The organism is Anaerobiospirillum sp. NML120448 (genome assembly GCF_023050945.1).
Taxonomy (GTDB): Bacteria; Pseudomonadota; Gammaproteobacteria; order Enterobacterales; family Succinivibrionaceae; genus Anaerobiospirillum.
This window is the reverse complement of the sequence record NZ_JALKIM010000026.1, coordinates 19890-46801: the sequence shown is the minus strand read 5'-3', so window position 1 is coordinate 46801 and position 26912 is coordinate 19890. Positions and strand designations below refer to the sequence as shown.

Sequence of the window (26912 nt, the reverse complement as noted above, 5' to 3'; positions counted from 1 at the left end):
AAACTATATGTGACTTATATCACATATTTACTTTGCATAAAGGTTAATATAGTGTAGTTTTGTCGATGGTGTTTTTACAAGATTTTGCCACATTTTGTTCAACCAGCGCTTAATGTCGGTCGATATGGAGTAATGAGTGCTAAAAACTCTCTTTAAATAGATACATATTTTTACAATGTTAAAAAAGCCGCTAGCTTAGATATGGTGCGGCTTAAGAGCGTAGCCTTAGTGCTCTAAAAACGTATAGGCCGTCGCAATTTGAGTGTAATTTTGGAAAAAAGTTGCGAACTAGATCCCGCTTTTTATATCAAGATACTTTTTTTATAGTTTACTTGTGCATAATTGTGACAAGAAAGCTGCAAGCAAGCTTTGCAGTGTGTGTTTAGCTTGACTAATAGTATTCTAAACATCATAGCTTACTGTCTACAGCTTTTTATACTGCCTCCCATTTAACTACTTGAGGGTCTTTGTGATGTTCATAAAGATCAAGGCAAGGGCGGCATATCCCTGTATTTTCCTTACATCTAACATTTTTTTGACTAGTTGTTAGTATAAGACCGCTATAGTTAGCTTTTAGAGTATAGGGATTTAAATGGCTAGTTCTCTTGGACAACTGATTATGAGTCATTAGGGAGCTATGTTAGTACCTGGCTCTTTGAGTTTTAACCGTAAGTTATGACCCCAAAGAGTGCCTTCAAGAGTGCAAATTGTGTAGTAACTTACCCGTATATCAAAGCCCTAAACCAAACACTTAATATCATCGTGGTTTAAGGCCTTTGTTAGGTTAAGACTTATTGCTTTTCTTTGAATTTTTAGGAGTTAATAAAGTGAATAAGAGTGACTTAGTTTTAAAGGTATCCGAGAAGGCTGAACTTACTCAAAAGGAAGCCGCTGCTGCCGTTAACGCCTTTACCGCTGCCGTACAAGAGGCCCTTTCCAATGGTGATAATGTAACCTTAATCGGTTTTGGTACTTTCTTAGTTCGTGAGCGTGCTGCTCGTTCAGGCCACAACCCACGTACTGGTGAGGCTCTACAGATCCCAGCTGTTAAAGTTCCATCCTTCCGTCCAGGTAAGAACCTCAAGGATGTGGTTAACGCCAAGTAATAACCTTGCTAGCTATATTACTTTAGCTTAGTCAAAAAAAGCGTTTGTACTTTTGGGTACAAGCGCTTTATTTTTTCTAATCTTATGCTTTTGCCTGATAAGTGCCTAGCATTAGCACTTATGCGTATGATAATATTTAGCCCTACTAATAGTACTTGAGTGCTTTGGCACTCTACTTTCAAACTAGTTGATTTGTGTTAGTGGCAAGTCTGAACTAATTTAGATTGTCTTTATACTAAGCAAAATCTAACTTGCTTATATTAAATTACTCTCTAGCCTTATAGTGCTCATGGATTTGCTGAGGATTTTTAATGTTATCGGATAAATTACGAGATGGAGCCAATTCCAAAGGATTTAAGATTATCCTTGGCCTCATCATGGTCTCTTTTGTGCTCACTGGTGTGGGTGGTTATTTAATTCCTAGACTTGATACTGATCCAGTCTCTATTGGTGATTACAAAATTAGCTCCAACGAGTGGACTAATCAATACAATCGCCAAGCTCAACAGTTACACCGCATGCAAGGTGGAGCTCAATTACTTGAAAACCCACAATACGTTGCTACTTTAAAGAAGCAAGTATTAGAGCGCATGATTGATAATGTAGCTTTTAATAGCACTGTTTGGGATTTAGGCATACGTATTGGTGATGAGCAAGTACGTGATGTGATCCGTAGAACTCCAGCCTTCCAAAAGGATGGTCGTTTTGACAATGAGTTATATTTAGCTACTATCCGTAACATGGGTATGAGCCCAGATTACTATGGTGAGCAATTACGTGTTTCTTTAATGTCTGAAAGCGTAGCTCGTCCATTGTTAAACACTGCTACCATGCCTCTTCCTTTTGAGCTTGATAATGTAGCTAAAGTTATTTCCCAAACTCGTGAAGTTGACCTTTACACTGTTGATCCAGCTGATTTAGCTAAGAATATTACTGTTAGCGATGAAGAGGTTAAGGCTTATTACGATAATAACCCTAATGAGTTTAAAGCCCCTGCTAATGTAAAGTTTAATTACCTCTTACTTTCTATGGACGACTTACGCTCTCAAGTAGAGGTAACAGATGCTAAGCTTGAGGACTTCTTTAATATGTACTCAGAGGACTTTAAGATCCCTGAGCAACGCCAAGTAGCCCACATTATTATTCGTGCTAACTCTAAAGATGCTGCTAAGCGTGTTGAGGCTGTAGAGAAAGCCTTAGCTCGTGGTGAAAGCTTTGCTAAGGTAGCCAAAGAGTACTCTGACGACAATGCTACTAAGGACAAGGGCGGCGATATGGGCTTATTTAGCCAAGGTCAGTTAGCCGCTAATTTAGATGCTGTAGTATTCTCTATGACTAAAGAAGGTCAAATTAGCGATCCTATCGTTGATGACTTTGGTACCCACTTTGTAGCCTTAACTAAGATTGAAGCAGCCCATACTCCTGAGCTTGCTGATGTTAAAGACAAGGTTAAGACTGCTTATGTTAATGCCCAGGCTCGTGATCTCTATAACGAGCGTGTAACTACCATGTCTGATCTTTCTTTTGAAAACCCAGACTCTTTAGATGTTACTGCTGAGGCTTTAAAGATTAAGGTTCAAGACTCTAAGAAAGTTAACCAGGGCGATAGCGCTGCTAAGTGGCCATTTAACACTGAGGCGGTTCAATCTTTAGCTTTCAATGAGGAAGTTTACTCCTCTGGTGTTAATAGCCAGGTAGTATCCATTGATGACAACAACTCTATTGTTATTAATGTTTATGAGCACCATGAGGCTGCTTTACGTAGCTTTGAGGACGTAAAAGAGTTAGCTACCAAGATTGTTAACAATAACAAGCTTAATGCTGCTATTGACGAGGCTTTAGAGCAAGTTGCTGTTAAGGTAACTCAAGATGAGAATGCTTCTTTAGCTAAGAACATTAGCGTAAAGAAGAACGTTATTTTATCCCCTAGCGTAAACTCTGTAAGTGCCCAGATGAGCCAAGCAATTTATGCTTTACCATCTGATACTAAGGGTGCCTATGTTATTAATGATAACAACGGTATTGAGACCTTAGCTGTGCTTAAGAAAGTAACTGAGACAAGTGCTGAGGATCTTAAGACTTACGCTCAGGTAATGAACGTTCCATATGCTCAATACTTAAATGTGGTAGTACAAAATGGCTTAAACCGTCAAGCACGTGCTTTAAGTGACATTATCTACAACCAAGAGGCTATCAATTTAGTAACTCAAAATAACAACGAAGAGTAGCCTCCCTCACAACTAACACTGCTAAGGCTGCTAGCACTGATAATATTCTAGCAGCCCAAATTTAAAGCCCAAGTGCAAGATCAATCATAGTTCTCTGACACTTGGGCTTTTTAACAAAAGGTCACATTTATATTTATCAATATTAACTGGCAAAAATATACACTTATCTTTCAAAATCCGACCATGATAATAGTATAAGTGGCTGGATCTATACGCAGTTTAACGGCAATACCTAAATGCCCGCTTTACGCCCTAGTATCAATACCCAAATCACGCCATGGCATTGTTGTCGCACTTGTACCTGTTTAGGCGCACTGTTACGTTGGCATTAGCTGCAACGCATATACCATATGCCATATGCCATATGCCATATGCCTGCCCTACCTACCTACCTGCCTACCTATCTGCCACGACACTGCCTTAATTTGAAAGACAAGTGAAAGTAAGTGGAATGTTTACCTAATTATTGAAAAAAACAAGATAAATTAAACTGTGAATTAGCGCTAACGCTCTGAGCATAAAACCTTGGATTTAGTAGGTAGGCTTCCCTACCGTCATAAATGTTAAGCAAAAACCCCCTTTAATATCTACTTTTCAGAAAAAAATATTTTTTTAGGCATTAGCATACTATAGGTCTGCTATAGCATATAGCATTCCTATTAAGTATTTATATAGGGTTCCCTTACCAGAGTTACCTTTGCTTCCTTTAAAGTAATCAACTAATTAAAACTCAATACTCTTAATTAGGAAATCATGAGTTGGGGTACAAGTTCATGATGGATTTATGGTTTTAGCTGCAAGTTAGTGCAAATATGTATGGCATTGTGTCTGGCCTATAATGGCTTATTTATGGCTTTTTATTAGTGGTACATGAAAATTTGCGTAAATTTTTGTTAAAAAAGCTTGCAAGTCATTAATTTTTCCTTATAATGAGCACCGTTCCAAACAACCACGACAGTGGACTGTTTAGAGCGGTGAGGTGTCCGAGTGGCTGAAGGAGCACGCCTGGAAAGCGTGTATACGGTAACTCCGTATCGCGGGTTCGAATCCCGCCCTCACCGCCAGTAAGTAAGAAATAAGGCAGCTTAAAGCTGCTTTTATTTTGCCTATTCACATAGATATTTATCTATTTGATTGATAATAAAAACTCCTGCCCCAACCTTTCTTGATAGCATCTTTTACCAAAAGCTTAGCTTAAGAATACCTCCCCTGCTATTTGATCATAGACCCTTAATGCCTTAATGCCTTGTTAACTAAAAACTATACCCCTATTACTCCCTATTTAGACTTGCTCACCATACCAGCTTATAAGAGCCGTATTTCCTTCATTGAGCAAACAACCCTTACACACAGAGAATCAGTTAGCCATTAATAGCAAGAGGCTTTGCTGGCACAAAAGCTTAGCTTGCTTAGTAGAAGTAGCAACTTACTTAAGCTGCTGTTAAGCGTATGAGGCATTACCCTATTACTCCCTATTTAGACTTGCTCACCATACCAACTTATAAGAGCCGCATTTCCTTCATTGAGCAAACTACCTTTACATACAGAGAACCAGTTAGCTACTAATAGCAAGATGACTTTGCTGGCACAAAACATAGCTTGCTTAGTAAAAGTAGCAACTTTATCAAGCTACTGTTAAGCGTATGAGGCATTACCCTATTACACCCAATTTAGACTTGCTCACCATTTGAACGTATAAGAGCCGCATTTCCTCCATTGAGCAAACTACCTTTACATACAGAGAATCAGTTAGCAATTAATAGCAAGAGACTTTGCTGGCACGAAAACATAACTTGCTTAGTAAAAGTAGCAACTTTCTCAAGCGACTGAAATAGCCAGTCTAAGAGAACGAGCTGTTGTTTTTGCGGTTGCTGTAGCAGTAACAGTAGCAGTAGTAGCTGCTGAGAACGCTACAGCAGCGGCAGCTGCGGCGGGTAATGGTAGTTTTGCCTTAAAAATGAGCAGAGGTTATGTTTTTTTGGTGAGGTGGTGAAAGGTTTGGTGCAAAAGCCATAGTCAGCATAATAGGTCGCTTATGATAAAGCACTTGGACAATTATATGGTCAAGCCTTTTTGATCCTTAAGATCACTTTGGGAAATGCATGTTTCCTGGTTTGTTGTTGTCGTCTTGTGAGTAGACTTGACCTTTAAGGAGATTTTTATGGAATTTGCAACCAAATGTTTGCATGCTGGCTACCAACCTAAAAATGGAGAGGCAGGAGCTCTCCCTATTTATCAAAGCACTACCTTTAAATATGACTCTACTGAGCAAGTAGCTAAGCTTTTTGACTTACAAGCAGCTGGCTTCTTCTACTCTCGTTTAGCTAATCCAACTGTTGATGCTGTTGAGCAAAAAATAGCCGCTCTTGAAGGTGGTGTAGGTGCTATTTGTACCAGCTCTGGTCAGGCCGCCTGGATGGTTGCATTATTAAACATTTGCCAAAGTGGTGATCACATTGTAGCTTGCACCAATTTATATGGTGGCACTATTAATTTAATAGCAGTTACCTTAAAGCGCTTTGGCATAGAGGTAAGCTTTATTGATGAAACTAAGTCTAATGAGGAGCTTAGCTCTTACTTTAAGCCTAATACCAAGGCTTTAGTAGCAGAGACCATTTCTAATCCTTGCACCAAGGTTTTAGACATTGAGCGTATAGCAAAGCTTGCTCACGATAATGGCGTACCTTTATTAGTTGATAATACTTTTGCTACTCCTTACTTATGCCGCCCTATTGAGTTTGGTGCTGACATCGTAGTGCACTCCACTACCAAATATATGGATGGCCATGCCTTGGGCTTAGGTGGTGCTATTGTAGACTCTGGTAATTTTGACTGGGCAGCTCATAAGGATAAGTTTGCAGAGTTTAGTGAGCCAGATGCTTCCTACCATGGTAGTGTTTATACTGAGGCTTTTGGCAAGGCTGCTTATATTGTTAAAGCTCGTGTCCAATTAATTCGTGATTTGGGCTGCTTGCAAAGCCCACAAAATGCTTTTTACGTTAACCAGGGCTTAGAGACTTTACCTTTACGTATGGATCGCCACAGTGCCAACGCCTTAAAGGTGGCTGAGTTTTTATCAAACCATCCAAAAGTAGAGCAAGTATTCTATCCTTTACTTGCAAACTCCAGTGAACTTGCTTTAGCTAATAAGTACCTACCTAAAGGCGCAAGTGGTGTGCTCTCCTTTAAGCTCAAAGGCACCAAAGACGATTGCTCACAATTTGTCGACAAGTTAGATCTTATCAACGTAAAAGTACACGTAGCCGATATTAAGACTATTGTGCTTCACCCTGCTAGCTCCTCTCATCGCCAACTTACTGATGAGCAATTAGCACAAGCAGGCATTAGCCCTAATCTAATTCGTCTTTCCGTAGGTCTTGAGGACGTTAACGATATTATTGCCGATCTCAGCTCCGCTCTAGCATAGTTAGGCTATGTTTGATTAAATTTTGCTTTCTTTTACTCATTACTAACAATAATCACTAAGTTATGTAATTTTTCCGCACCTGGGCTTGTTTGTAGAGTTCAGGTGCTGTTTTCTTTTGTTGCCAAAGAAGTATGGCCAATAGCACCATACGGCTTCTTTATTAAATTAGTCTACCCATTATGCGCTGCATGGACTTGCCCATAAGCTTGCTCATTGGCTTGCCCGTAGACTTGCCAACAGCTTTGCCCTTTAGCTTGCTCATAAACTTATCCTTAGGTTTGCCTAATGGACTTGCCTTTAAGCTTGCACTGGAATTTGCTCTGGTGCTTGGAGTTGAGCTTTAGCTTAGTCTTGAGCTTGGGCTTGGCTATGGGTGATGGTAGTGCTCACTTTTTATGTGCTTGATGGATGGACTGGAAGCTTTGTAAATTTGGTGTTAGCAAATGCGATGTTTATCTGTTTTTTGTAAGGTTATTCTGGTGAGAAGGTAGCACTTGAGGTGATGTTGGTGCACTGCGCTTGCGGCTTTTTTGTAAAAAGTTTGCGCAAAGGCTTGCATTGAGCCAAATTTTCTATATAATGAGCACCGTTCCAAACAACCACGACAGTGGGATGTTCTGGTGCGGTGAGGTGTCCGAGTGGCTGAAGGAGCACGCCTGGAAAGCGTGTATACGGTAACTCCGTATCGCGGGTTCGAATCCCGCCCTCACCGCCAGTAATTAAATAATAAGGCAGCTTTAAGCTGCTTTTATTTTCACTAAACAATAGATACAAACCTTTATTTTTACAGGCTTTTGTAATTTTCTACTATCACTTAATCGCAAGATCATTGATGCTTTTGTGAATTGCTCTTAGATTGCTCAAGAGTACTAACCCTTTTGGTGATCGACCTTTAACCGTGCACCAAAACAGATCTTTCTCAATTAAATTTTAGCCAAATTTGCTGATCCCGCTCTCTGTTGCTTGCAATAGAGTTTTTGATAAATTACATTAGCTATGCCTGAAATGGTAGTCTAACAAAGCTGCTATAAAGATTCTTAGTTCCTTTATTTACTGACTTTTAGGTCAGAAATATCGCAACAAAGAAATCATAATTTGTGAGGTATTTTAAAGCATTGATGCTTGCCTAGATTTGTTTTGCACTCAGGTCATGTTGCTTATTTTCTGTGCATGCTTGCTTTTTAATCAATAGATATTGAGTGAGATGTGATATAGCTCTTAGGTTTAGCCTAAGTTTGTAGAAAAGCCATAAACATTGATCTAATATGTGCCTCGATAATTCGACAACAACTCTAAGGAAATATCATTTCACTTTCGTGATTTTACATGCATTGACTATTACTCAAATTCGGTCTTTGTATAAGTTGATTATTATGTTCCCTTGTGTTCTTTAATGGCGTAGCTTATACGTTAAGTTTGTACAAACTTAAAGATTAAGACCAAATAATCAGGCAAACAGATTTTAACGATCAATCGCATCACTAACCAGGAGCAACAAGCTGCTCCTTTACGCTTGCCTAACAAGCACATAGTTTTATTTGGTGCTTATTCATTGCGGATGCAAGAATAAGGATTTATCGTGCCTTGATCGTGAGCTCGAGAGAGCTGGACAAACTTTTTAAATTTCGGTTTTTTTTATGAACAAGTTTTCTTCACTATCTACCAGCGTGCTATTGGCTCTTTTAACTTCATCAGCTGCTGCATCTGCTTATGCTGACAGCATGGAGAATTTTAACAGTCGTACTAGCGCTCGCTCCTCTAATGATAGTGGCGAAACCAATACCTTACGTATTGGCGCAACTGACCGCCATCGTAATCGAGATAAAGATTTAGAGCCTGTTTCCTTACCAAGCATTAATAGTTCTGCTGACAATTTCTATTCAGAGGATATTGTGTTTCAGGCAGACAAGGGTAATTATATTGCCTCTCTTGATCATAATGATAATGCTCAAAGCTCTACCATCTCTGGCGCATATACCTCTTTACAAGCTCAAGACGCTAATACTAGCATTGAAAACAGCATTGATAAGGCGGTAAGCTCCATTGAAACTCAGGCTCAGGCCCATGACCAGGTTAAGGAGCAGGCTCAGAATCAAAGCCCTGCTCAGGCTAAAAGCTCTGATGTTTTAGGAACAGCCAAGTTAACTAGCCCACTGCCAAGTATGGCCAGTAATTTGCCAATGGCTCGTTGTGAACACAATATCAACTTAGATTTAGCACAAGACCATTTTCACTCTAGCGATGATCCTGCTGATCAAAGAAGAGCTTATCTTGGCAATGCTCAAGGCTTAGGCTTACGCTCTGGCAATAGTTTTGCGCCTGCTCATCCCCAATCCTCCGAGCCAGCTCAAATCGCAGCTCAATCTGTGAATGTAGCTTTTGACTACCCTAAAGATCTTACTGAGAGCTTTATGGTAGCAGGTGATACTACTGTGATTAGCTATAGCGCTGACGATAGCAACTTTATGATCACCTTAAAGATCACTCCACTTGATGATGAGCAAAGTTTAAGCTTTGATGACTTTAAAGCACGCCTCTTGCAGCGTTTTAGTGATAAGGATAATATGCTTTATGGTGAGTATGAGATTTTGCAAGAGGTTAGAAGCACTCAAGATGCACTAAAGATTTCTAACCAAGGCTCCCATCAAAGCGTCTTTAACTACCCTATTGACCCAAATGATCACTACATGGAGTTAAGTTTAAGAGCATATCTTAAAAAAGGCAGTGATGGCGTTTTGCCTGATATGCAAAACTATTTTTATGAGCGCAGTATTGTCAGCCACAACATTATAGCTACCTTAAGTTGTGAACTCTTTGGCCGTCAATCACAAGCGGCAGTAGTTAAACAACAATTTGAAGAGCTCTCACCTTTATGTGAGCGTATCTTACAAAGCTACCATTACAACTTTGACTAAAAGCATTGCCTAACAGGCCTCTATATATGCTCTCTTAAGGACGTATTCGAGGCCTAATTTTTCTCTTAAAGGCAACTGCCTTACTGCCCTTTACCTTTTACCCTTTGCCCACTGCCCTTTAGCCATCCTGTTTCCAAGGCTCACGCTTAATGTAATTCAAGGCCCTCCATTAGCCTAGCGATAGTGGTGGCTGTCCCCTATTTAAGCGCAACTATAAGCCCTTAGTTAAAGCTTAAGCTAAAGCTAAACCTACTATTGAGTACCTACCCAAGCTCAAGAGTCACTGCTAGCAAAGTAAATAGCCTCTGCACTTACTGCATCTCCTATAAGAGCCCTGTGGCTAGTTCCTACCCAAACTAACCATAATTAATCCTAAAGCTCGGTACTTTTAGAGCACATGAGTGAGTAAGTGTATATCTATTGTTGCGAAAATGCGGCAATTTTTGCCGTATCCACTTTATTTACTCACAATAATACAAATACGATAAATATCGCATTTATTGAAATTTTGTTCACTAATAGTGCAAAAATAATACAGCTTAGCTTAGGTCAAAACGGCAAAAGCTTAAGTAGCTCTAAAAGCTGATAAATAAAGGGATCACTTGACTTTGAAGGAGGGAGAAATAGAAAAAAGCGCTAATATTTGAGAAATATTTAATTAAATCACTAAACTTTTTCTTAAATAGGCCGTATTCAATAGTAGGACGCTGAGGGTTTAAATTCCTAAGTCCAAAAACCCCCAGCCACTGAGCAGATAGCTCAGGAGAGATCTTTACTAAAGGCTCTCACCTTTAGTTAAACAGTGGTAAGTATTTGCCCTACTTACCGAGGCATAAGCTCTTATGCCTTTGCTGTATTCATGTTAGCGCATCAGAGTCTTGCTCTGATGCCACCCTTTCTTGCCTACCTATCCTAAAGCTCTTCTTATTAGCCTTAAAATAAGCACTTTTGACAAAAGGTGTAAATACTTATAAACGCACCTGTTTAGCAAGTTGTACTAAACAGCCTGCTATAAATTCTGTAAAGTGATCATCCTGAACTATCTTTTCAGACTAAATGCGATATGAAATTAATGTGCCAACCTATAGGTCTTGCCTTAATTTGCACATAATAATGGCTCAGATACAACTATTCTTCAAAAGTATTGGTTAGTCTCATTCCACCAACCAATACTAAAAATTGCTATTGCTCGCCTATCTTTTTCCAGGTTACCTCATTGCGGCAATATAAAGGCTCAGCCTCACTAGGATCTCTAAGGTCTACCTTTTCTACTTGAGCACAAGCAATAATAGCATCAGCCTGAGGATAAAGCTCTTTGACCTCACCAGGAATTAACTGTGGGTCTTGGCTTTGTAAAATAGCAATACCACTACCTGCTAAGACTAAGTTGGAGTGCAGCTTATCTTGATGTGCTTTAAGCTGTGCAATAGCATTCTCTGGCTTTAATACTTGCTCACTAATGACAGTATTAATATTCTGGCCATCATAACTATAAAGAGCTAAATAGACCTCACCCATACGAGCATCAATACAACCAAGACCAAAGCAAGGCTCTTGGCTGGTACCTTTAGCTAATAACTCTTTTACTACTAACAACTTAAGATCGCTAAGGCCAAAAACCTTTTTATCTAAACCTAAGGCTAGGCCTTGAGCTGTTGATACAGCAATACGTACACCAGTAAAAGAACCAGGGCCTGATCCAAAGCCAATAGCATCAATTGCACTACGGTCAACATTATTTTCGGTCAATAACTCATCAATCATGCCTAACACTAAATTGGCATGTTTTTGAGGAGCAACTTCACTCTTTAAGAAAATCTTACCATTATGACCTAAGGCTACGGAGCAATTTTCTGTAGCAGTATCAATAGCTAAAATAGTCTGCACGCTCATATAAATATCCTAAGCTGCTCTAAAACAACGAAAAAACAGATAGCACTTAGAGTAAGGAACAACTTTACTCTTACCTTAAGTGATTTTAGTTGTGCATAATAGCACAGTGGCTAAACTTTTAGGCAAGCTTGCTTCTTGTGGCCGCCACATTAGCCTTTTGTACGTATCTTTTAATAAATTTTTTTGCTGTAGCTAAGTTGTGCTTATAAAGTGCATAAGTAATTAATTTTGCCCTCAACTGTACTAACTCTCAACAGCGCAAAGCCTAATAAACACTTGCCTGACAAGGCTTTTAGTTGTAAAGTTTTTTAAATTTACGCAAATACTACTCTATAGTTGGACAATATTAGCTCCTGAGCATAGCTAACTTATGCTTTTTCTATACAACATTACTATTTAAGAGCTGCCAAGCCTATAGAGCAGTCAACTTGATCGATGTTGACTGAACACTACAAACAACTGCTGTATCGTTTTAGACAAGGTTAAGTATTAAGCCTCCATAGCACTAATAAGGCTTAATATGAAAGAACCTGCAAGCCCAGCAAAGCCAAGAGGCTCTTTGCTAAGCTTTTGCTATTCTTTGTACTTTAGTTCTTACTTTATTGTTTTACAGCTCAAACTACTACTAGTAACTCCTATTTACAACTGCCTGCCTTAGCTTTTATCTTTTGATAACAAAGATATTTGCTAGTGCTCTATGGGCAGCAGTTCTTATATTTAGCAAGACCCTAAGGGTGAATTTTGATGGCTAGAAACTACCCTACTATTGCAACAACCCATACCATTACTTTACAAGGCAAAACTGTCACTGATCTCTTTGATTTAAGAGTTTATTTTGATGTACAAGGAATCATTGCACTATACGAAAGTAATGAGCTATCCTCATTTTGTCATGATGTGGGCGCTATAGTTGAATACCGAGCCATTGAACGTATTAAATCCCTAGGCCCTTTAACCTATGTTGAGATTATTTCGAAACTATGCCGTGTATTTTCTATTGAGCGTACTCCTATGGAGAATCAATCAGAGCTTACAGTCGAGCAACTTGAACATGATGTACGTGTTATTGCTAATCGCAATCGCCAGTCTCATGTTTTCCATCAAAAGCAAGCTAATATTCATGCTACAGAACTCACTTTAAATGCTCAGCTTGATTTATGTACCACTAAAGATGAACATGAGAGCATTGCCCCTATTATCGCTAAAGCATTAGACACTACCAGTCAAGAGTCTAATTTCAACGTCCCAGGTATAGCGCCCTCTCAGCTGCTACCATTAGAGCCTGTCTTTACCCCTCAATATGCTATTGCTAGCAGCCCTAATAAGCGTATGAACTTTGAGCAAAAAAGCTCTTTTACCATCCAAAGACAGCGTATGACACCTATTTACCCTAATCAACAGATTAAGGCGCTCTCTAATGACGAAAATCCTTATGCATCGAGCAAGCAGCAATCAAGAAAGGCAGCACAGAGCGAAGCTGTAACTTATGGTTTGAATCTCGCCCATAATAGAGAAAAGAAGCTATCTTACAGCCAAAAGAAAGTCACTACCTTTACTTACCGTAATAAAGTTAAGCAAGGTATCAATCATGCCCTCACTTCCAATAGCACCAATAATGGAGCCACCAAGAGAAAGACTGGTGCCATTCAGCCTCTTAGCATGTACCCTGGAGTGAATAAATCATTTTATAAAACTAGCACCCTAGGCCTAAAAGATCTGCTCTTTGTGCAAATCTTTGAATACAAGGGCGCAACTACCAGCTACAAATATGATCTTTGCGCTTGGCATACTAAGATTAGCCCTACAGCTACCCAAAACGAACCCCAAGTTACAACCACAACTAATTATGATGGTGCCCTTGCAGAGCTTTGCCCTGATGAGCTTATGCTAGCTCTAGACACTCCTTCATTATACTTTTGCGCAAATAAGAGCAAGCTAGAAGAGCCCCATACTAATACTAATCATGAAGTAGCTTTCTTGGTAAAACTTAAGCCCTCTAAGTACTTTGACCATTATCACCTGCTCTTTGTTGGAGAGCATGATTACTTTTGCTTTACCTTAAATCAAGATCGCAATGATTTAATTAATACCATTTGCAGTCAAGATCCTAGCATTTATCAAATTTGTAGCTTATTCAATCTCAGTGAATACTTTGATACTTTTGAATGCTTTGAGGACTTTGATTACGAAAGCCTCCAAACTTACTTTAGATTTAAAAGCTTTAGCTCTCACCAGCGCTCTCGCTATGCTCGTACCTATAAGTATGATCATATCTTTACTAAGGACTTGCCACCTTCCCACTACCCTCGCTACGCCCAATTTTATATCGAGGAGCACACCAGCTCCCCAGGCCGCAGCCAAGGCCACGGCCATAGCGAAGGCCGTAGCTACAGCCATTCTCCAGCCGCTGCTGACGCCACTACCACCACAGCCGCAACAGCAACTGCTGCTACAACAGCTACTGGCGCTACCAATACCACACCATCATATGGTAACGCCTCAAGTATGGATGACAGGGGCTGCGTTTCTAGCAGCAAGAGAGCTATTAACCTCAATGAAAATAGAGTGCTAGAGCACAACTCTACTACTCAAATCGCCCGCTCCTTAAAAGGCAACTATAGCACCTCCAGCAACAGCCCAGACCTTGGAGCAACTGTAGATGCTCTTAGCTACGTACACGAAACTACTAATGCCTCTCAAGATGATTTCTTATCCCCATACCAAAGTGATAAGCAAGGCAATTTTTACCTCAATCATCAGACCTCAACTTTTTCCAAAAGCCAAGAGCAAGACCAATCAGCTCTTAAAGCTAATTTAGAGCCTGAGCTACTTCAAGCATGCTCACCAGCAGCAAATTACCCTCAATCCCATGCCCATCACCAGGATATAGCCCCATATGATGCTTATTGCCCTAACAATAGCCCAGAGTCAGGCATGGAGGATAACTTTACTCCTAACACCTCAGATTTAGCTTTAAAGTTAGAGGCAGACCACTCTAGTGAGCCGTTAAAGACAGACTTGGCAAAAACTGCCAGCACCATCTCAAGTGATAGTGAACTCTATAATAATGATGATGGGACTGAGGTGAGCTTTACCCCTAATAGCCAGGACTTAGAACCAGAGTTAGAGGCAGACCACACCAGTGTGCCTTTAAAGAAAGACTTGGCAAAAACTGCCAGCACCGTCTCAAGTGATAGTGAACTCTATAATAATGATGATGGGGTTGAGGTGAGCTTTACCCCTAATAGCCAGGACTTAGAGCTAGATTTAGAGGCAGCCCATTCCATTGAACCTTTAAAGAAAGACTTAGCAAAAACTGCCAGCACCATCTCAAGTGATAGTGAACTCTATAATAATGATGATGGGACTGAGGTGAGCCTTACCCCTAATAGCCAGGGCTTAGAGCTAGAGTTAGAGGCAGCCCATTCCAGTGAGACTTTAAAGAAAGACTTAGCAAAAACTTCTAATAGTAGTCCTTTTGCAAATGAGTCCCAGGATGAATTACTGTCTAAAAGTATTAGCGATACTTGTAGAGTGCACGTGCTGCCTTCTAAAAAGGGCTTAAATCTTTTAGTCGATGTTGCAGTTCCTAAGCACTTATCCTGCCCTAACAACATCTTTTACTATCAACCTACTGGCTTTGAGTTTTCAGAAGATTACCAAGCTCTTTATAGCCCTATCTATAATGAGAATATCCTCTACACTGAGAACAACAATAAGCACCATAAGATAGAGCGTCCTTCTATAGAAAAAAAGCAATTAGATGCTTGCCATTTTCCTAAGAAAACCACTAAATCTAAGGCAAAGAAGCTTAAAGATAGCGATAGTAGCACAATTGTTAATAGCAAAAATAAAGTACCTGCTGGTGCTTTTGGTCATAGCCTCTTTAACTCTCTAATCGATAAGTCCGATTTAACCTCTCAAGTTAAAGAGCAGCCTAATCCCTTAAAAAGCACTAACGATCAACCAGCAAAAGTAAATACTGAGTCTATTGAAACTTTACCTAAACAGGGCATGCTATTTGATTTTGCCACCTTTATAGATGAATGCAGCGATTTGGCTTTGAATGAAATGTCTGTTGAGCCTATAGCTGGCACTAAAGCTTCACCTAAAGCCAAGTCAAAAAGCAAAGCTAAGGTAAAAGCCTCTAAAAAGGACGCTTGTAAGCAAACCTCTAATGGTAGTAAATCACCTAACAGCTGCAATAAGAACAAGCCAACTAAAGACACCGCTAATAAGCAAGCACCCTCACAGAATACAAGGGGTGAAGCTCTAAAGGTTACCGCCAATAAAGAGACTGCGCCTAATAGCACTACAGAGATTGCTCATGACACTGCTCTAACTTCTACAAAAGCTAATGAGGTGCCATCCAGTAAGGACGAGAATGAAGCGTTAGAGGTTGCAGCTAATAAAGAGACTGTACCTAATAGCACTACAGAGAGTGCTAAGTATGCTGACCTACCATCTGCCTCAGCTAATATGGTGCCTTCAAGTAAGTACAAGGTTGAAGCTTTAGAAGTTGCTACCAGTAAAGAGACTATGCCTAATAGCATTACAGAGAGTGCTAAGTATGCTGACTTACCTTCTACAACAGCTAATAAGGTGCCTTACAGAAAGGACAAGGTTGAAGCTTTAGAAGTTGTTACCAATAAAGAGACTGAGCCTAATAGCACTATAAAGACTGCTAAGGACACTGCTCTAACTTCTACAACAGCTAATAAGGTAACATCCAGAAAGGACAAGAATGAAGCTTTAGAAGTTGCTACCAATAACGAGACTGCGCCTAATAGCACTATAGAGATTGCTCAGGATGCTGACTTACCTTCTACTACTAGTAAGGACTCACTTCCAACAGTTAACCATGCTATTAGGCTAAATTCTAGTAAGAACAAAGTTGAAGCTTTAGAAGTTGCTGATAATACTGTAGTTCTATCTGGTAGAGCTAAAGAGAATGCTCATGAAACTGCCCTAACTTCTACCACAGCTAATAAGGTACCTTCCAGTAAGGACACGGTTGAATCCTTAGAGATTGCTACCACATGTTCAGCAAATACTCAAGAAAGCGTCAAAAATTCGATAAATAACACTGTTCAGAACCAAGCCTCTCAATCGTTAGACAGAAAAAAGATTACTTCTGACTTTGATAGGCCACAATTTAACAATACCTGGAAAGATATTAAGGGAGCCAAACATATACCTTCATATTTAGGATTTTTTAATGAAGAGCAAATTAAGCAGAGTAATCTGAACACCACAATGGATAAAATGGCTCAATCCTATCGTGAAGCATATGAACAATTTAGCTCTAATAATGAAGGTGTTTCTCTTAATACTAAGCACAGTAGAACTACAGTTCTACATAGCCATAAAATGAACAGATTAGGCGTGAAATTATTTGAGGACTAATCTAAATCATTACAGAAACTCTAAGAAGCTAGTAAAAACAACGAGCTTTAGTGCTTAATACTAGTACTGTTAAGCAATTTAAGCTAAGTGTCATAAAATGATTGGCACATATCATGCTTTTTATTTTTTAAGTAAAAAATACCCATCCTATAGATGTTATCTATAGGTAGACCATATAGTATAGAGATTTATTCATTAACAAAATCATAATGAATAATTTAGCTTTGGGCATAAGCAAGTACTGTAAATCCCTATTTTAAGCGCATAAATCTATCTATACAGTCGAGTGATAGTACATAAGTTTTATCATTTTTGAGAGAATTGTTATGGCACTTTATGTTAATACTAATGTAAGTTCGATCAATGCCCAGAGAAAGCTAACCAATGCTACAAATAGCTTAAACGTCAGCTACCAGAGACTATCCTCAGGCCTTAGAATTAATTCTGCAAAAGATGACGCTGCAGGCTTACAGATTTCCGATCGTCTCACCTCACAAATCAATGGTTTAAATCAGGGAAATCGTAATACAAACGATGGTATTGCCTTAGCACAGACCATTGAAGGTGCTTTAGACGAAACCACCAACATGCTCCAACGCATCCGTACCTTAGCCGTGCAAGCTGCAAACGGCACCAATACCGCCGAGGATCGCAAGGCATTACAGCAAGAGGTTGATAAGCTCTCTGCTGAAATTACTCGTATTGCCAAACAAACTACTTTTGCTGGTGCTACAGTACTAGACGGAGCTAATCCAACTAATACTGGAGGAAAAAGTTTAATTCCAGGTGGTAATAACCAAGGAAAGCTAACTTTCCAAGTTGGCGCTAATGCTGGTGACACTTTAGCGCTTGCTTGGTCTCGTTCATTTACCTTGTCTGGACTTTATTCACAAGTTTTTAATGCAGCTTTAGCCAATGATAAAGGCATAACCAAAAAGAAAGTTGATAGTCAAACAGAACAATATGTCTGGCAGGTTTCTACAGCAGATACTGCTACAAAAACTTTAGCTAATATTGATGCTTTTATCCAAAAGGTTGATTCTAAGCGCTCTGAGCTGGGTGCTATCCAAAATCGTATGGAAAGTACCATCCGTAATCAGGCCAATATTTCAGAGAATGAGGCTGATGCTCGTAGCCGTATCCGTGATACCGACTTTGCCTCTGAGACTGCTGCTCTTACCCAAAACAATATTATCCAGCAGGCATCTCAATCAGTGCTTGCACAAGCTAACCAGCGACCAACCATTGCTCTTAGCTTATTAGGTCAATAAGACTAACAATATCTCTCTCTTTATATTTAGAGGCGGGCGCAAGTCCGCCTTTTTTATTTTAGCGTCCTGATAGAGTGATTGGCACCTATATTGCATTTCTAAATTCTAGAAAATACTACTCTATAGCACTAAACTATAGTAAAGACCTTGGGTAGAGATGTTTTTTCATTAAAGAACTCTTAAAGAAGAACTTAGCTTATGGTATACGCAATTACTGTAAAAGCCTATATTCAAGCTAATTACACTATCTAATAGGTCAAATGATATTCTTATATTTGTATCATTTATTGAGAGAATTGTTATGGCACTTTATGTTAATACTAATGTAAGCTCTATTAATGCCCAAAGAAAGTTAACCAATGCTACCAATAGCTTGAATGTATCCTATCAGCGTCTTGCCTCAGGATTGCGCATTAACTCTGCAAAAGACGATGCAGCTGGCTTACAGATTTCTGATCGTCTTACCTCCCAGATTAATGGTTTAAATCAGGGAAATCGTAATACCAATGACGGTATCGCCTTAGCTCAAACCATGGAGGGTGCTTTAGACGAAACCACCAATATGCTCCAGCGTATCCGTACTTTAGCCGTGCAATCAGCTAATGGCACCAATACCCAAGAAGACCGTAATGCACTTCAACAAGAAGTAGATAAGCTTTCTGCTGAAATTACCCGTATTGCAAACCAAACTACTTTTGCAGGTAAAACAATTTTACAAGGTAAAGGAAAAGGCCTTATTCCAGCAGACGGTAATGTGGTATTCCAAGTTGGAGCCAATGCGAATGACACCCTTAATTTATCTTGGGTGAAATCTTTTGCTATTTCTGGTATTTTCTGTCAAGCATATTCTGCTGTTGCAATTGCAAACAATACCAGAGGCCTTGTAAAACGTAAAGTAGATAGCAATACTGAACAGTGGATTTGGGGTATTTCCACTGCCGAAAATGCAACTAAAACACTTGCTCATATAGATGATTTTATTCAAGCAGTAGACTCTCGCCGCTCAGAGCTTGGTGCTTTGCAAAATCGTATGGAAAGCACTATTCGCAATCAGGCTAATATTTCTGAGAATGAGGCTGATGCACGTAGCCGTATCCGTGATACCGACTTTGCCTCTGAGACTGCTGCTCTTACCCAGAACAACATTATCCAGCAGGCTTCTCAATCAGTGCTTGCTCAGGCTAACCAGCGCCCAACAATCGCTTTAAGCTTGTTAGGCTAACAGAATAACAATATCTCTCTCTTTATATTTAGAGGCGGGCGCAAGTCCGCCTTTTTTATATTAATAATCAGTTTTAGATTGGGCTTTTGTAGATTTTATTGGAGTGCTATGTCTGATAAGTTACCAAACAATGAGCAAGTAATTGGTAGACCTCTTGATTTTGAATTAGTCTATGCTGCTTTAAATCAAGCTTATGATGACTATCAACGACTTTGCTTTGAGCTTATAGCTAATCAGGATGACTATCTTTACAGTGTTGACTTACTAAAAGAGCTTTTGACTGTTCATAGAACTATTTTTAGTAATGAATATCGCAGCTTTTTCCATATTATGTACCGCACTGCCCCTGCTGTACTGTTTTACCTTATGCAATTTCATGATGCCAGAGAGTTATTCTTTGGTACTAAAAGTGTGGTCGTTAACTATCGCCTTTTAGAAAAGCTGGTTACTACTTCACAAGAGTATGAAAAGGCTGCTGATTTTCTTAAACTTAAGGCCCAAAACACTAATAAATCACTAAATAACTTCAAAAAGCTCATTAAAAACGTTAAAAATCCTGACTATAGCTCTTTTGAGTTAGATCGCATAGCCATGATGGATGATGGCCTGATTGAGTCCTTAAAGGATCCGAGCAAAGATGTATTTTTCCCTAATATTAATCTTAACTCTCGTAAAATCGATGGTAGAACCACTTTAGGCCGAGAAATTAAGCAATACTTAAATGAAGAGGTAGGTGAATTTGATTGGGCTCAAATGCCTCGCCCTAAAGCCAAACGCTACCAAAGAAAGGACTTGGAACTAGAGCTAGAAAGCGAATCTAGTGACGAGAGCGAAATTGACTATTTAGGCATGAGTTCCATCTCAAAACGTCTTAACCCTAAAGTACTAAAAGCCAGGGAAGACGCTATGCCTCCTCAGGCTATTGGTGTTACCAAGATCCCTAAAAGATCTAAGCAAGCATTGCAAACCTTGGAGAATATGGAGCAGGCCAATAAGGCTCTACCAAGTAAGGAGCAAGGTCATAATGAGCTTGCATCTAATGGACTTGTTACTGAGGAGAGGGGCGTCGTAGAGGCATCGTCGGAGCTTCAAGATGCTATTGAGCCAAATGAGCAGTTCTTTACCTCACCTATGGTAAATAACAATACCTATGGAGTAATGGAGCTGTTATCCAATGCTCCTGCTTTTGGCCCCATAAATGCTAATCGCACCCGTAATTATGATTTACCTGGACTATCTCAATTTCAAAGAAAGCCCCACCAGATCTTAACTGTAGAGTTAAAAGACAAGATTGAAAGTTTGGGCGCATTAATAGAAAAAGAGCGGGCGCTGATGGCTCGACAAATAAGGCGCTTGAGTATTAGTTTTCCAAGGCTATGGGATATTTTTGACTCACGTCTATGTTTAGTGACTATTAATCCCAATGCTTTAGGTGCTGCGCAGCAGATGCTAGAAAGTTGGGGACAAGATTGTTTAATTATTTACTTAGGTAGTGACTTATTGGTAAAACCTAGCAGCTCCATGTTAGAGGGTGCTGCTGGGGACTGTCATTCTACCATAAATAGCACATCATCTTGGCTGGATGAACAGGTAAATGAAAACTTTGTTATTACTACAGGTTTGGAGCTTAAACTTAATTTAAGCAAAGTAAGTTTGCCTTTATCAAAAAGACATAAGAGCTTTTCTTTAAAGCAGACCTACAACATATGGAAAAAACAAACCAACTTGAATAAGTATTACGAAGGCATTTATCGTATTGAAGTTACTGATCCTGATGCTATGCCTATAGTCATTAACTCAAGTACTTTTGGCCCTTATGACTTAGTTTATATTAAGCTCTAAGACTTGGTAGACACATAATAGCAAGGCAGCTTATTTCCATTAAGCTGCCTTGTTGTTTTTAGACCTTCTTGAAAAATGGTAATGCTTTTTTAACGCTATCTACTCTGGTCATAGGAGGTAAAGAGTTAACACACTTTGGCCCATAGCCCTTGGTTAGCAAGCGATTATCTAAAATTACCAATACACCTTGATCATCTTCATTACGGATCAAGCGGCCTACACCTTGGCGTAAAGCAATAGTAGCCTCAGGGACTTGTACTTGATTAAAGAAATTGCCTTTTTCAAGTTTCTCTACCCTATTCTTACGTGCTATTTGTATAGGATCGCCTACTTGCTTAAAAGGCAGCTTATCAATGATTACTAAAGACAGGGCATTACCAGCCACGTCCACACCTTCCCAGAAAGATGAGGTACCAATTAAAATGGCCTTACCATCTTTTTTGAACTGGTTGATTAAGTTAGGCACAGTATCTTCAGTTTGCATCAAAATGGTACGACTAGAGCCATAGCGCTTTTCTAGCACTTCTTTAGCTAATTTCATATTATTAAAGCTAGTACAAAGCATAAAGATGCCGCCAGTAGCCTTTCTTATCAGCTCATCAATCATGTATAAGCTATCACTTACGAAGTTCTTGCTATACACATCTGGGAAAGTCTTAGAAAGATAAAGACAAGCATTCTTAGCATAGTTAAAAGGCGACTCTACAATTTGGGTAGTTATCTGCTCTATAGGCAAGCCTAGCTCATGGCAGAACTTACCAAAGCTCTTATCAAAGGTAATAGTTGCAGAGGTTAATACTACCGTTACACCTTTTTTCTTGAGATCATCAATAGCACTATAGAAGCGATCACCAATATCAATAGGACATACTACTAATTTAGGAGGAGCATCCTCTTTACCAATCTCCACCCATCCTGCATTCTTAAAGCACTCTTCTTGATTCTTGTTGCGATCTGTAGTCATAAAATCAGCAACAAAATTCTTATAGCTATCAATACGCTCTTGAATGAGGTTATAGTCCTCAGCAATGATTTCCTTATTTTTCTCCCAAATGGAGGAGAGCTTACTTAAGGCCTTATGGATATCACCCATTAAAGCTCTAAAGTAGGAATCAATTACTGGCAGACCATTGATATCTTTAATAGCATCAAGAAGCTCATCACTAACATCATTCTTAGAAGAATATAATGATGCTGGGCCCAGTTTTTTCTGTAAGTCTAAAGCTAAGCGTTGATATTCAAGTTTAACAAAGCTTTCAATTGAATGATCTTGATTGGTATTCTGACGTTTTTGTCGTCTTAGCTCCTTTTTCAGCTCTTCTTCGGATAAGGCAGCTAAGGTAGCATCTTCCTGCTTAGCACTTTGCTTGTCTTGCTCAGTAGTCTCAAAAGGTAACTCATCTTCTGATAAGAGCTGGCTCTCTTTGCCTTTTTTCAAATCAGCACTTAGCTCTTGCTGCTCCTCACCATAAAGTTTAGCATTATGTTCCTTAAGCCCCTTTTCTACTACTGCCATGTAGTAAGAGTCGTCCATGAGGGCTTGACGAGCACGAATATCGGCCAAACGATATTGCAACAGCTGGAATGGAGATTGAGTCTTGTTATGCAAGTACTTAATTGCCGAGACACCATAACGACCCTCGGACATTAAAGACAGAGCTAAGAATAGCAAAAATGCAGCATAGCCTAGCTTAGCCAAATAACAATTTAACTGACCTGAGTCTCCGCCCTTTGGGAAAATGGTTCTTATCTTATCGATAAGATCAATTACCATAGTGGCAGTAAATTCAGTTTTATAGAACTCACACCCCACCTCAGCTAAGGTATGAGCTTCATCAAAAATTAAAATATCTGGTAGAGGTAGACTAGATCCTATAGAACCTATGCCACTATCACTTTGTAAGGCAGCAAAGAAGAGAGCATGATTAATTACGGTAATATCACGCTGTTTAGCTTCTTGGCGTGATGCAAAAGTAAAGCAATGCTCACTAGAGATGTTAGGCATGTTGAACTTATTAAAGTTACGCATGACATAGTTAACATCACCTTTTTCATCTTTTAGCTTATCAACAGCCTCAGTAACCTTTTTCAAGTGCTCACGCTTTTGTGCCGCATAAGGGCAGCTACTAGACATTTCTCTACATAAATTGGAATCACAACTTACATAGCGACGGAATTTTTCTGGTACTTTAAAGTTTATTTCACCAAAAGTAGCGTTACGGATGTCTCTATCTATTGAGTTGGAGCTCTCTTCAATCTTATCACTAATAGTAGTATAAACATCTCGGGCCTTAGAGCTCATGTTGATTTTGCCATCACCATCAAAAAGATAGCGGCAAATATAGTTACTCTGACCTTTTAAGCTAATAGCATGCAGATGCTCTAGATCCATCATCGAGAGCAGATTAGGAATATCTTTACTTATAAGCTGATCTTGCAAGGCCTTAGTCTTAGTAGAAACAACAATCTTTTTATCAGCTAATAAAGGTGGCACCAAATAGGAGTAAGTTTTACCTGTACCAGTGCCTGCCTCAACAATTAAGACATCATTTTTGGCCATGGCTCTAACTACGCTATCGGCAAATTTCATCTGGCCAGTACGAGGATTGTAGTTAGATAATTTTTGCGCCAGAGTGCCATCTTTAGAAAAGAAGGAGCACACCATCATAGCCACCAACAAATCTTGGCTATATGGTTCAAGACCATGCTTTTTCATTCTGGCACAATAGGTTTTATAGTTTTCTTCACTAACTACTGAACCTAACTCTCTCATAATCTCAATAGAGAGGAAACTTCTATCATGCTCCAAGTCACTACCACTATGTTGGGTAGTTGCACTCTTATGAGCAGTAGTCTTGGAATTTTTACTAGAGCCATCTTTACTGAGCGATGGTGACTTTCTTTGGCCGTTAGTGCCAGAGGTTGAGGCTGAATTGACTGCTTTGCTAGTTTGATTGGTAGCAGAACTATTGCTGGTGGTTGCTTTAACACCCATACCTTTTGCCACTACATCAGCACTAAGTCCCAAAGCGGCAGCAACTTCAGCTGCATCAGAGCCCCATGGGGAGTTAGAATTTTCTTTATTGTTCATATTAAAACTATTGTCCTTGTGGCAGCTCTTTACAGGAGTGTTAACTGTAAGGTCTTGAATCAATGGGTTAGGCTCACTCTTATGTGAGCGGCCCTCAACTTGAGTCTTATCTACTTGTGCATTTTGTTGCTCAGGCCGTGAACTTTCTTTAGCCTGTTTAGCTTGTATAGCCTCTAAATTGTTAAAGCCATAGCCTTGAGGATTAACAGACAAGATCTCATCTATAGCCTTCATATAAATATCTTTAGAATAGTTGGTGATCTTATCTGTAGCTGGAGTCTTGCTAGGCATGGTAGCCTTGGCCATATCAGACATAGCCTCTTCTCCTCAAGAAATAATTAGTGCTCTTAACCATAAAGCAAGCTTGTGCTTAGCAATTGATGCGTAATCTTATCTACACCTCCTAGACTTAGGATTATAGTGTAGCTAATTGAGCTTTTTGCCCCTCAATCTACTTAATATTGTGCTTAGGAACAAAGTAAAAATAATTTTAACATAGGGAGCTGATAAGAGTGTCTATTAACCAGAGATAACTGCATTAACAAATCCTCTGAGTTAGCTAAGATAAAGGCTTCGGTTTTTACGGATTCTTTATTATCCTTACCAAAGACTACTGCTCGGACACAGTTCATACAAAATCTTAGGAGTCTTGAAAAGTTCTCCGCAGCTTTTCCTGTTTTACGAGTATCATCTTCATTAAAGGTGATATCAAGTTGCCAATGACAATCATTTTCTACTGAGGTTGGCTTATAGTGAGCGCACAGCTCTTTAGCTTCATTGTATATGGTTTCTTGATTTCCTTTTAAGGCTAGAAGATAGTATCCTTTCTTCTTGTGAATCAACTCCGCCAGGTACAAATCTACTTGGATGTTTCCAACAACCAAGCAGACTAAAACTAAATTATACTTTTACCAACTGCCAGCAAATAAGGCTGCTCTAAGCACTAGCAGCCTTGAAAGATACCAACTTCTTTCTGGCAGTTGGAGGGGCTGATTAGCGAATACCTATACCTCTGAGCTCTTTAGAGGCATCACAACCGTCAATATCACCCATAGTACAAGCTTGGTTAAAGTAAGTTATGGCCTTGGCCTTATCTTGCGCCACTCCCAAGCCCTGAGCATACATCTGGCCTAATCTTACCGCAGCCGCAGCATGATTGAGCGCTTTTGCTTGCTCATAATAGGATAAAGCTTGACTGTAGTCCTGATTTACGCCTTTACCTTCAAAATAAAGCATACCTAAACCAAATAAGCCATTGGCCTTGTCATCCTGATTTCCGTTAAGAGCCTTTTCGTAGTACAACTTAGCATTGCTGTAATCAAGCATGTTGTAGTAATAATTGCCCAATTTTCCATAATCATTTAGCACGCCTTTCTTTTTGGCAATATTGAGATACTTGCTGCTATCTTGGTTAACAGCGATCTCAGGATGAGCATCAATAAACTGAGCATAGGCATAAGCGGCTAAACCATAAACCTTATGAGATTTATTTTTTGGGTCTAAAGCAAGCTGGAATACTTTATTGGCCCTATCCAATTTGCTAGTGCTATTGGATTGAGCATAGATCATAGCAAGCTCTAATTGCTTGTCGGCTAAACCATAGGCAGCAGCATTAGCCAAGTACTTTTTGTACTTGCCTTCATCCTGATAGCGACCCAAAAGCACAGTGCCATGATAGATTTCAGCCAAGATACCTGAGGCAGAAGCAATCATGTCTGCTGCTTGATCAACCTCCTCAGGCACACACTCATAAAGATCAGTGTTGATATCAGCTACTTTGTGCAACCACTTTAAGCCTTCCTCATGCATGGTAGGCAAGCCATTGCCATAAATATAGTTGTAGCCTGTAAGCACTTGACAGGATAGATCGCCAATAATAGCCAGCTCCAGAGTATATTTAGCAATTTCTTGCTGATCTGCCGTTTTTCGGGCTGCCTCTAAATTCTCTAATAAGGCAAGATAATTACGAGCCACTACGGCCTTTTGCGTCCATTCTTTACCTAACTTGCGTTGTCCTTTCTTGGTGTAATAATCACCTAAAAAGTACATAGCGTAGCTATTGCCTTGATTAGCCATCTCAGTTAGTTGCTTAACACCCTCTTTAGCCTTAGAGGTTTTAAGCATAGCAGTAGCTTGTACCAAAGGTTTGTTTTCGGCAAACTCAAGAATATAGCGTCTTTGTACAGAAACAGTCTTAATTTCATGAGACTGCAACTCATTGTACTGCTTCTCACCCAAGGTAAACTTGAGCACGCTATTAATATTGGACTGGCAACCTACCAACAAAGACGAGGCCATACAAAGCGCCACCAAGGCACTCTTACTTCCTATAAGGTTTAACATCAAACCTACTCCTTAGACAAAAAATTAAAAAAAGAAATCACATAAGCTAGCCGAGCTCGTCCTATCGCAACCGCCCTCAATCCCTCAAGCAAAGAGCACCAGCTAAAGCAAAAGGCAAAAAAGACAATGCAAATGCAAATGCAACTGGCATATTATCCCTAAAGGGAT

General features: G+C 39.6%; 12 protein-coding genes and 2 tRNA genes. 10 read left to right on the top strand and 4 right to left on the bottom strand.

Annotated elements, in window-relative coordinates; all coding sequences use genetic code 11:
* The first annotated feature begins 827 nt into the window (after window positions 1–827).
* From MXE38_RS06350 to MXE38_RS06325, 6 genes are all read left to right on the top strand, one after another.
* A complete protein-coding gene (locus MXE38_RS06350; RefSeq protein WP_246913282.1) occupies window positions 828–1106 on the top strand; it encodes an HU family DNA-binding protein in 279 nt (92 codons plus the stop codon).
* A gap of 311 nt (window positions 1107–1417) precedes the next feature.
* Complete coding sequence (locus MXE38_RS06345) at window positions 1418–3334, top strand: SurA N-terminal domain-containing protein (RefSeq protein WP_246913280.1); 1917 nt, start codon at window positions 1418–1420, stop codon at window positions 3332–3334.
* A gap of 973 nt (window positions 3335–4307) precedes the next feature.
* Window positions 4308–4398: transfer RNA gene (locus MXE38_RS06340), tRNA-Ser, on the top strand.
* 1097 nt (window positions 4399–5495) lie between these two features.
* Complete coding sequence (locus MXE38_RS06335) at window positions 5496–6761, top strand: O-acetylhomoserine aminocarboxypropyltransferase/cysteine synthase family protein (protein WP_246913278.1); 1266 nt, start codon at window positions 5496–5498, stop codon at window positions 6759–6761.
* 624 nt (window positions 6762–7385) lie between these two features.
* Window positions 7386–7476 (top strand) — tRNA-Ser (locus MXE38_RS06330).
* A gap of 922 nt (window positions 7477–8398) precedes the next feature.
* Window positions 8399–9676 (top strand): hypothetical protein, encoded by a 1278-nt coding sequence (locus tag MXE38_RS06325; protein WP_246913276.1) that lies wholly within the window; start codon window positions 8399–8401, stop codon window positions 9674–9676.
* A 1182-nt stretch (window positions 9677–10858) separates the two neighbouring features.
* Here MXE38_RS06325 and tsaB read toward each other — a convergent pair.
* Window positions 10859–11569, bottom strand: a complete 711-nt coding sequence (tsaB, locus tag MXE38_RS06320; RefSeq protein ID WP_246913273.1) for a tRNA (adenosine(37)-N6)-threonylcarbamoyltransferase complex dimerization subunit type 1 TsaB — start codon at window positions 11567–11569, stop codon at window positions 10859–10861.
* A 744-nt stretch (window positions 11570–12313) separates the two neighbouring features.
* On the opposite strand from tsaB, the gene MXE38_RS06315 reads away from it, so the two are divergent.
* The 4 genes from MXE38_RS06315 to MXE38_RS06300 all read left to right on the top strand — a co-directional run bounded on the left by MXE38_RS06315 (window position 12314) and on the right by MXE38_RS06300 (window position 21310).
* Window positions 12314–16975: a hypothetical protein gene (locus MXE38_RS06315; protein ID WP_246913272.1), complete on the top strand. Its 4662-nt coding sequence runs from the start codon at window positions 12314–12316 to the stop codon at window positions 16973–16975.
* 326 nt (window positions 16976–17301) lie between these two features.
* Entirely contained in the window at window positions 17302–18246 is a 945-nt protein-coding gene (locus tag MXE38_RS06310) for a flagellin (RefSeq protein WP_246913270.1), read from the top strand.
* Between the two features lie 301 nt (window positions 18247–18547).
* Window positions 18548–19468 (top strand): flagellin, encoded by a 921-nt coding sequence (locus MXE38_RS06305; RefSeq protein ID WP_246913267.1) that lies wholly within the window; start codon window positions 18548–18550, stop codon window positions 19466–19468.
* Window positions 19469–19576: 108 nt separating this feature from the next.
* On the top strand, window positions 19577–21310 hold the full coding sequence (locus MXE38_RS06300; protein WP_246913266.1) for a hypothetical protein: 1734 nt from the start codon (window positions 19577–19579) through the stop codon (window positions 21308–21310).
* Between the two features lie 58 nt (window positions 21311–21368).
* Here the strand turns inward: MXE38_RS06300 and MXE38_RS06295 are convergent, their stop codons facing one another.
* The 3 genes from MXE38_RS06295 to MXE38_RS06285 form a co-directional block, all read right to left on the bottom strand.
* Window positions 21369–24716, bottom strand: coding sequence for an ATP-dependent DNA helicase (locus MXE38_RS06295; RefSeq protein WP_246913265.1), 3348 nt, complete (start codon window positions 24714–24716; stop codon window positions 21369–21371).
* A 152-nt stretch (window positions 24717–24868) separates the two neighbouring features.
* On the bottom strand, window positions 24869–25243 hold the full coding sequence (locus MXE38_RS06290) for a hypothetical protein (protein WP_246913286.1): 375 nt from the start codon (window positions 25241–25243) through the stop codon (window positions 24869–24871).
* 151 nt (window positions 25244–25394) lie between these two features.
* Window positions 25395–26699 carry a tetratricopeptide repeat protein gene (locus MXE38_RS06285; RefSeq protein WP_246913264.1) on the bottom strand — a complete coding sequence of 435 codons (1305 nt, stop codon included), beginning with the start codon at window positions 26697–26699 and terminating at the stop codon, window positions 25395–25397.
* Between the last annotated feature and the right edge of the window lie 213 nt (window positions 26700–26912).

What these genes read in the sequence shown, in the direction of transcription:
- MXE38_RS06300 (WP_246913266.1), top strand. Translation starts at nt 19,577, where the DNA reads ATGTCTGATAAGTTACCAAACAATGAGCAAGTAATTGGTAGACCTCTT.
- MXE38_RS06295 (WP_246913265.1), bottom strand. Translation starts at nt 24,716, where the DNA reads ATGTCTGATATGGCCAAGGCTACCATGCCTAGCAAGACTCCAGCTACA.
- tsaB (WP_246913273.1), bottom strand. Translation starts at nt 11,569, where the DNA reads ATGAGCGTGCAGACTATTTTAGCTATTGATACTGCTACAGAAAATTGC.
- MXE38_RS06325 (WP_246913276.1), top strand. Translation starts at nt 8,399, where the DNA reads ATGAACAAGTTTTCTTCACTATCTACCAGCGTGCTATTGGCTCTTTTA.
- MXE38_RS06345 (WP_246913280.1), top strand. Translation starts at nt 1,418, where the DNA reads ATGTTATCGGATAAATTACGAGATGGAGCCAATTCCAAAGGATTTAAG.
- MXE38_RS06285 (WP_246913264.1), bottom strand. Translation starts at nt 26,699, where the DNA reads ATGGCCTCGTCTTTGTTGGTAGGTTGCCAGTCCAATATTAATAGCGTG.
- MXE38_RS06305 (WP_246913267.1), top strand. Translation starts at nt 18,548, where the DNA reads ATGGCACTTTATGTTAATACTAATGTAAGCTCTATTAATGCCCAAAGA.
- MXE38_RS06310 (WP_246913270.1), top strand. Translation starts at nt 17,302, where the DNA reads ATGGCACTTTATGTTAATACTAATGTAAGTTCGATCAATGCCCAGAGA.
- MXE38_RS06335 (WP_246913278.1), top strand. Translation starts at nt 5,496, where the DNA reads ATGGAATTTGCAACCAAATGTTTGCATGCTGGCTACCAACCTAAAAAT.
- MXE38_RS06315 (WP_246913272.1), top strand. Translation starts at nt 12,314, where the DNA reads ATGGCTAGAAACTACCCTACTATTGCAACAACCCATACCATTACTTTA.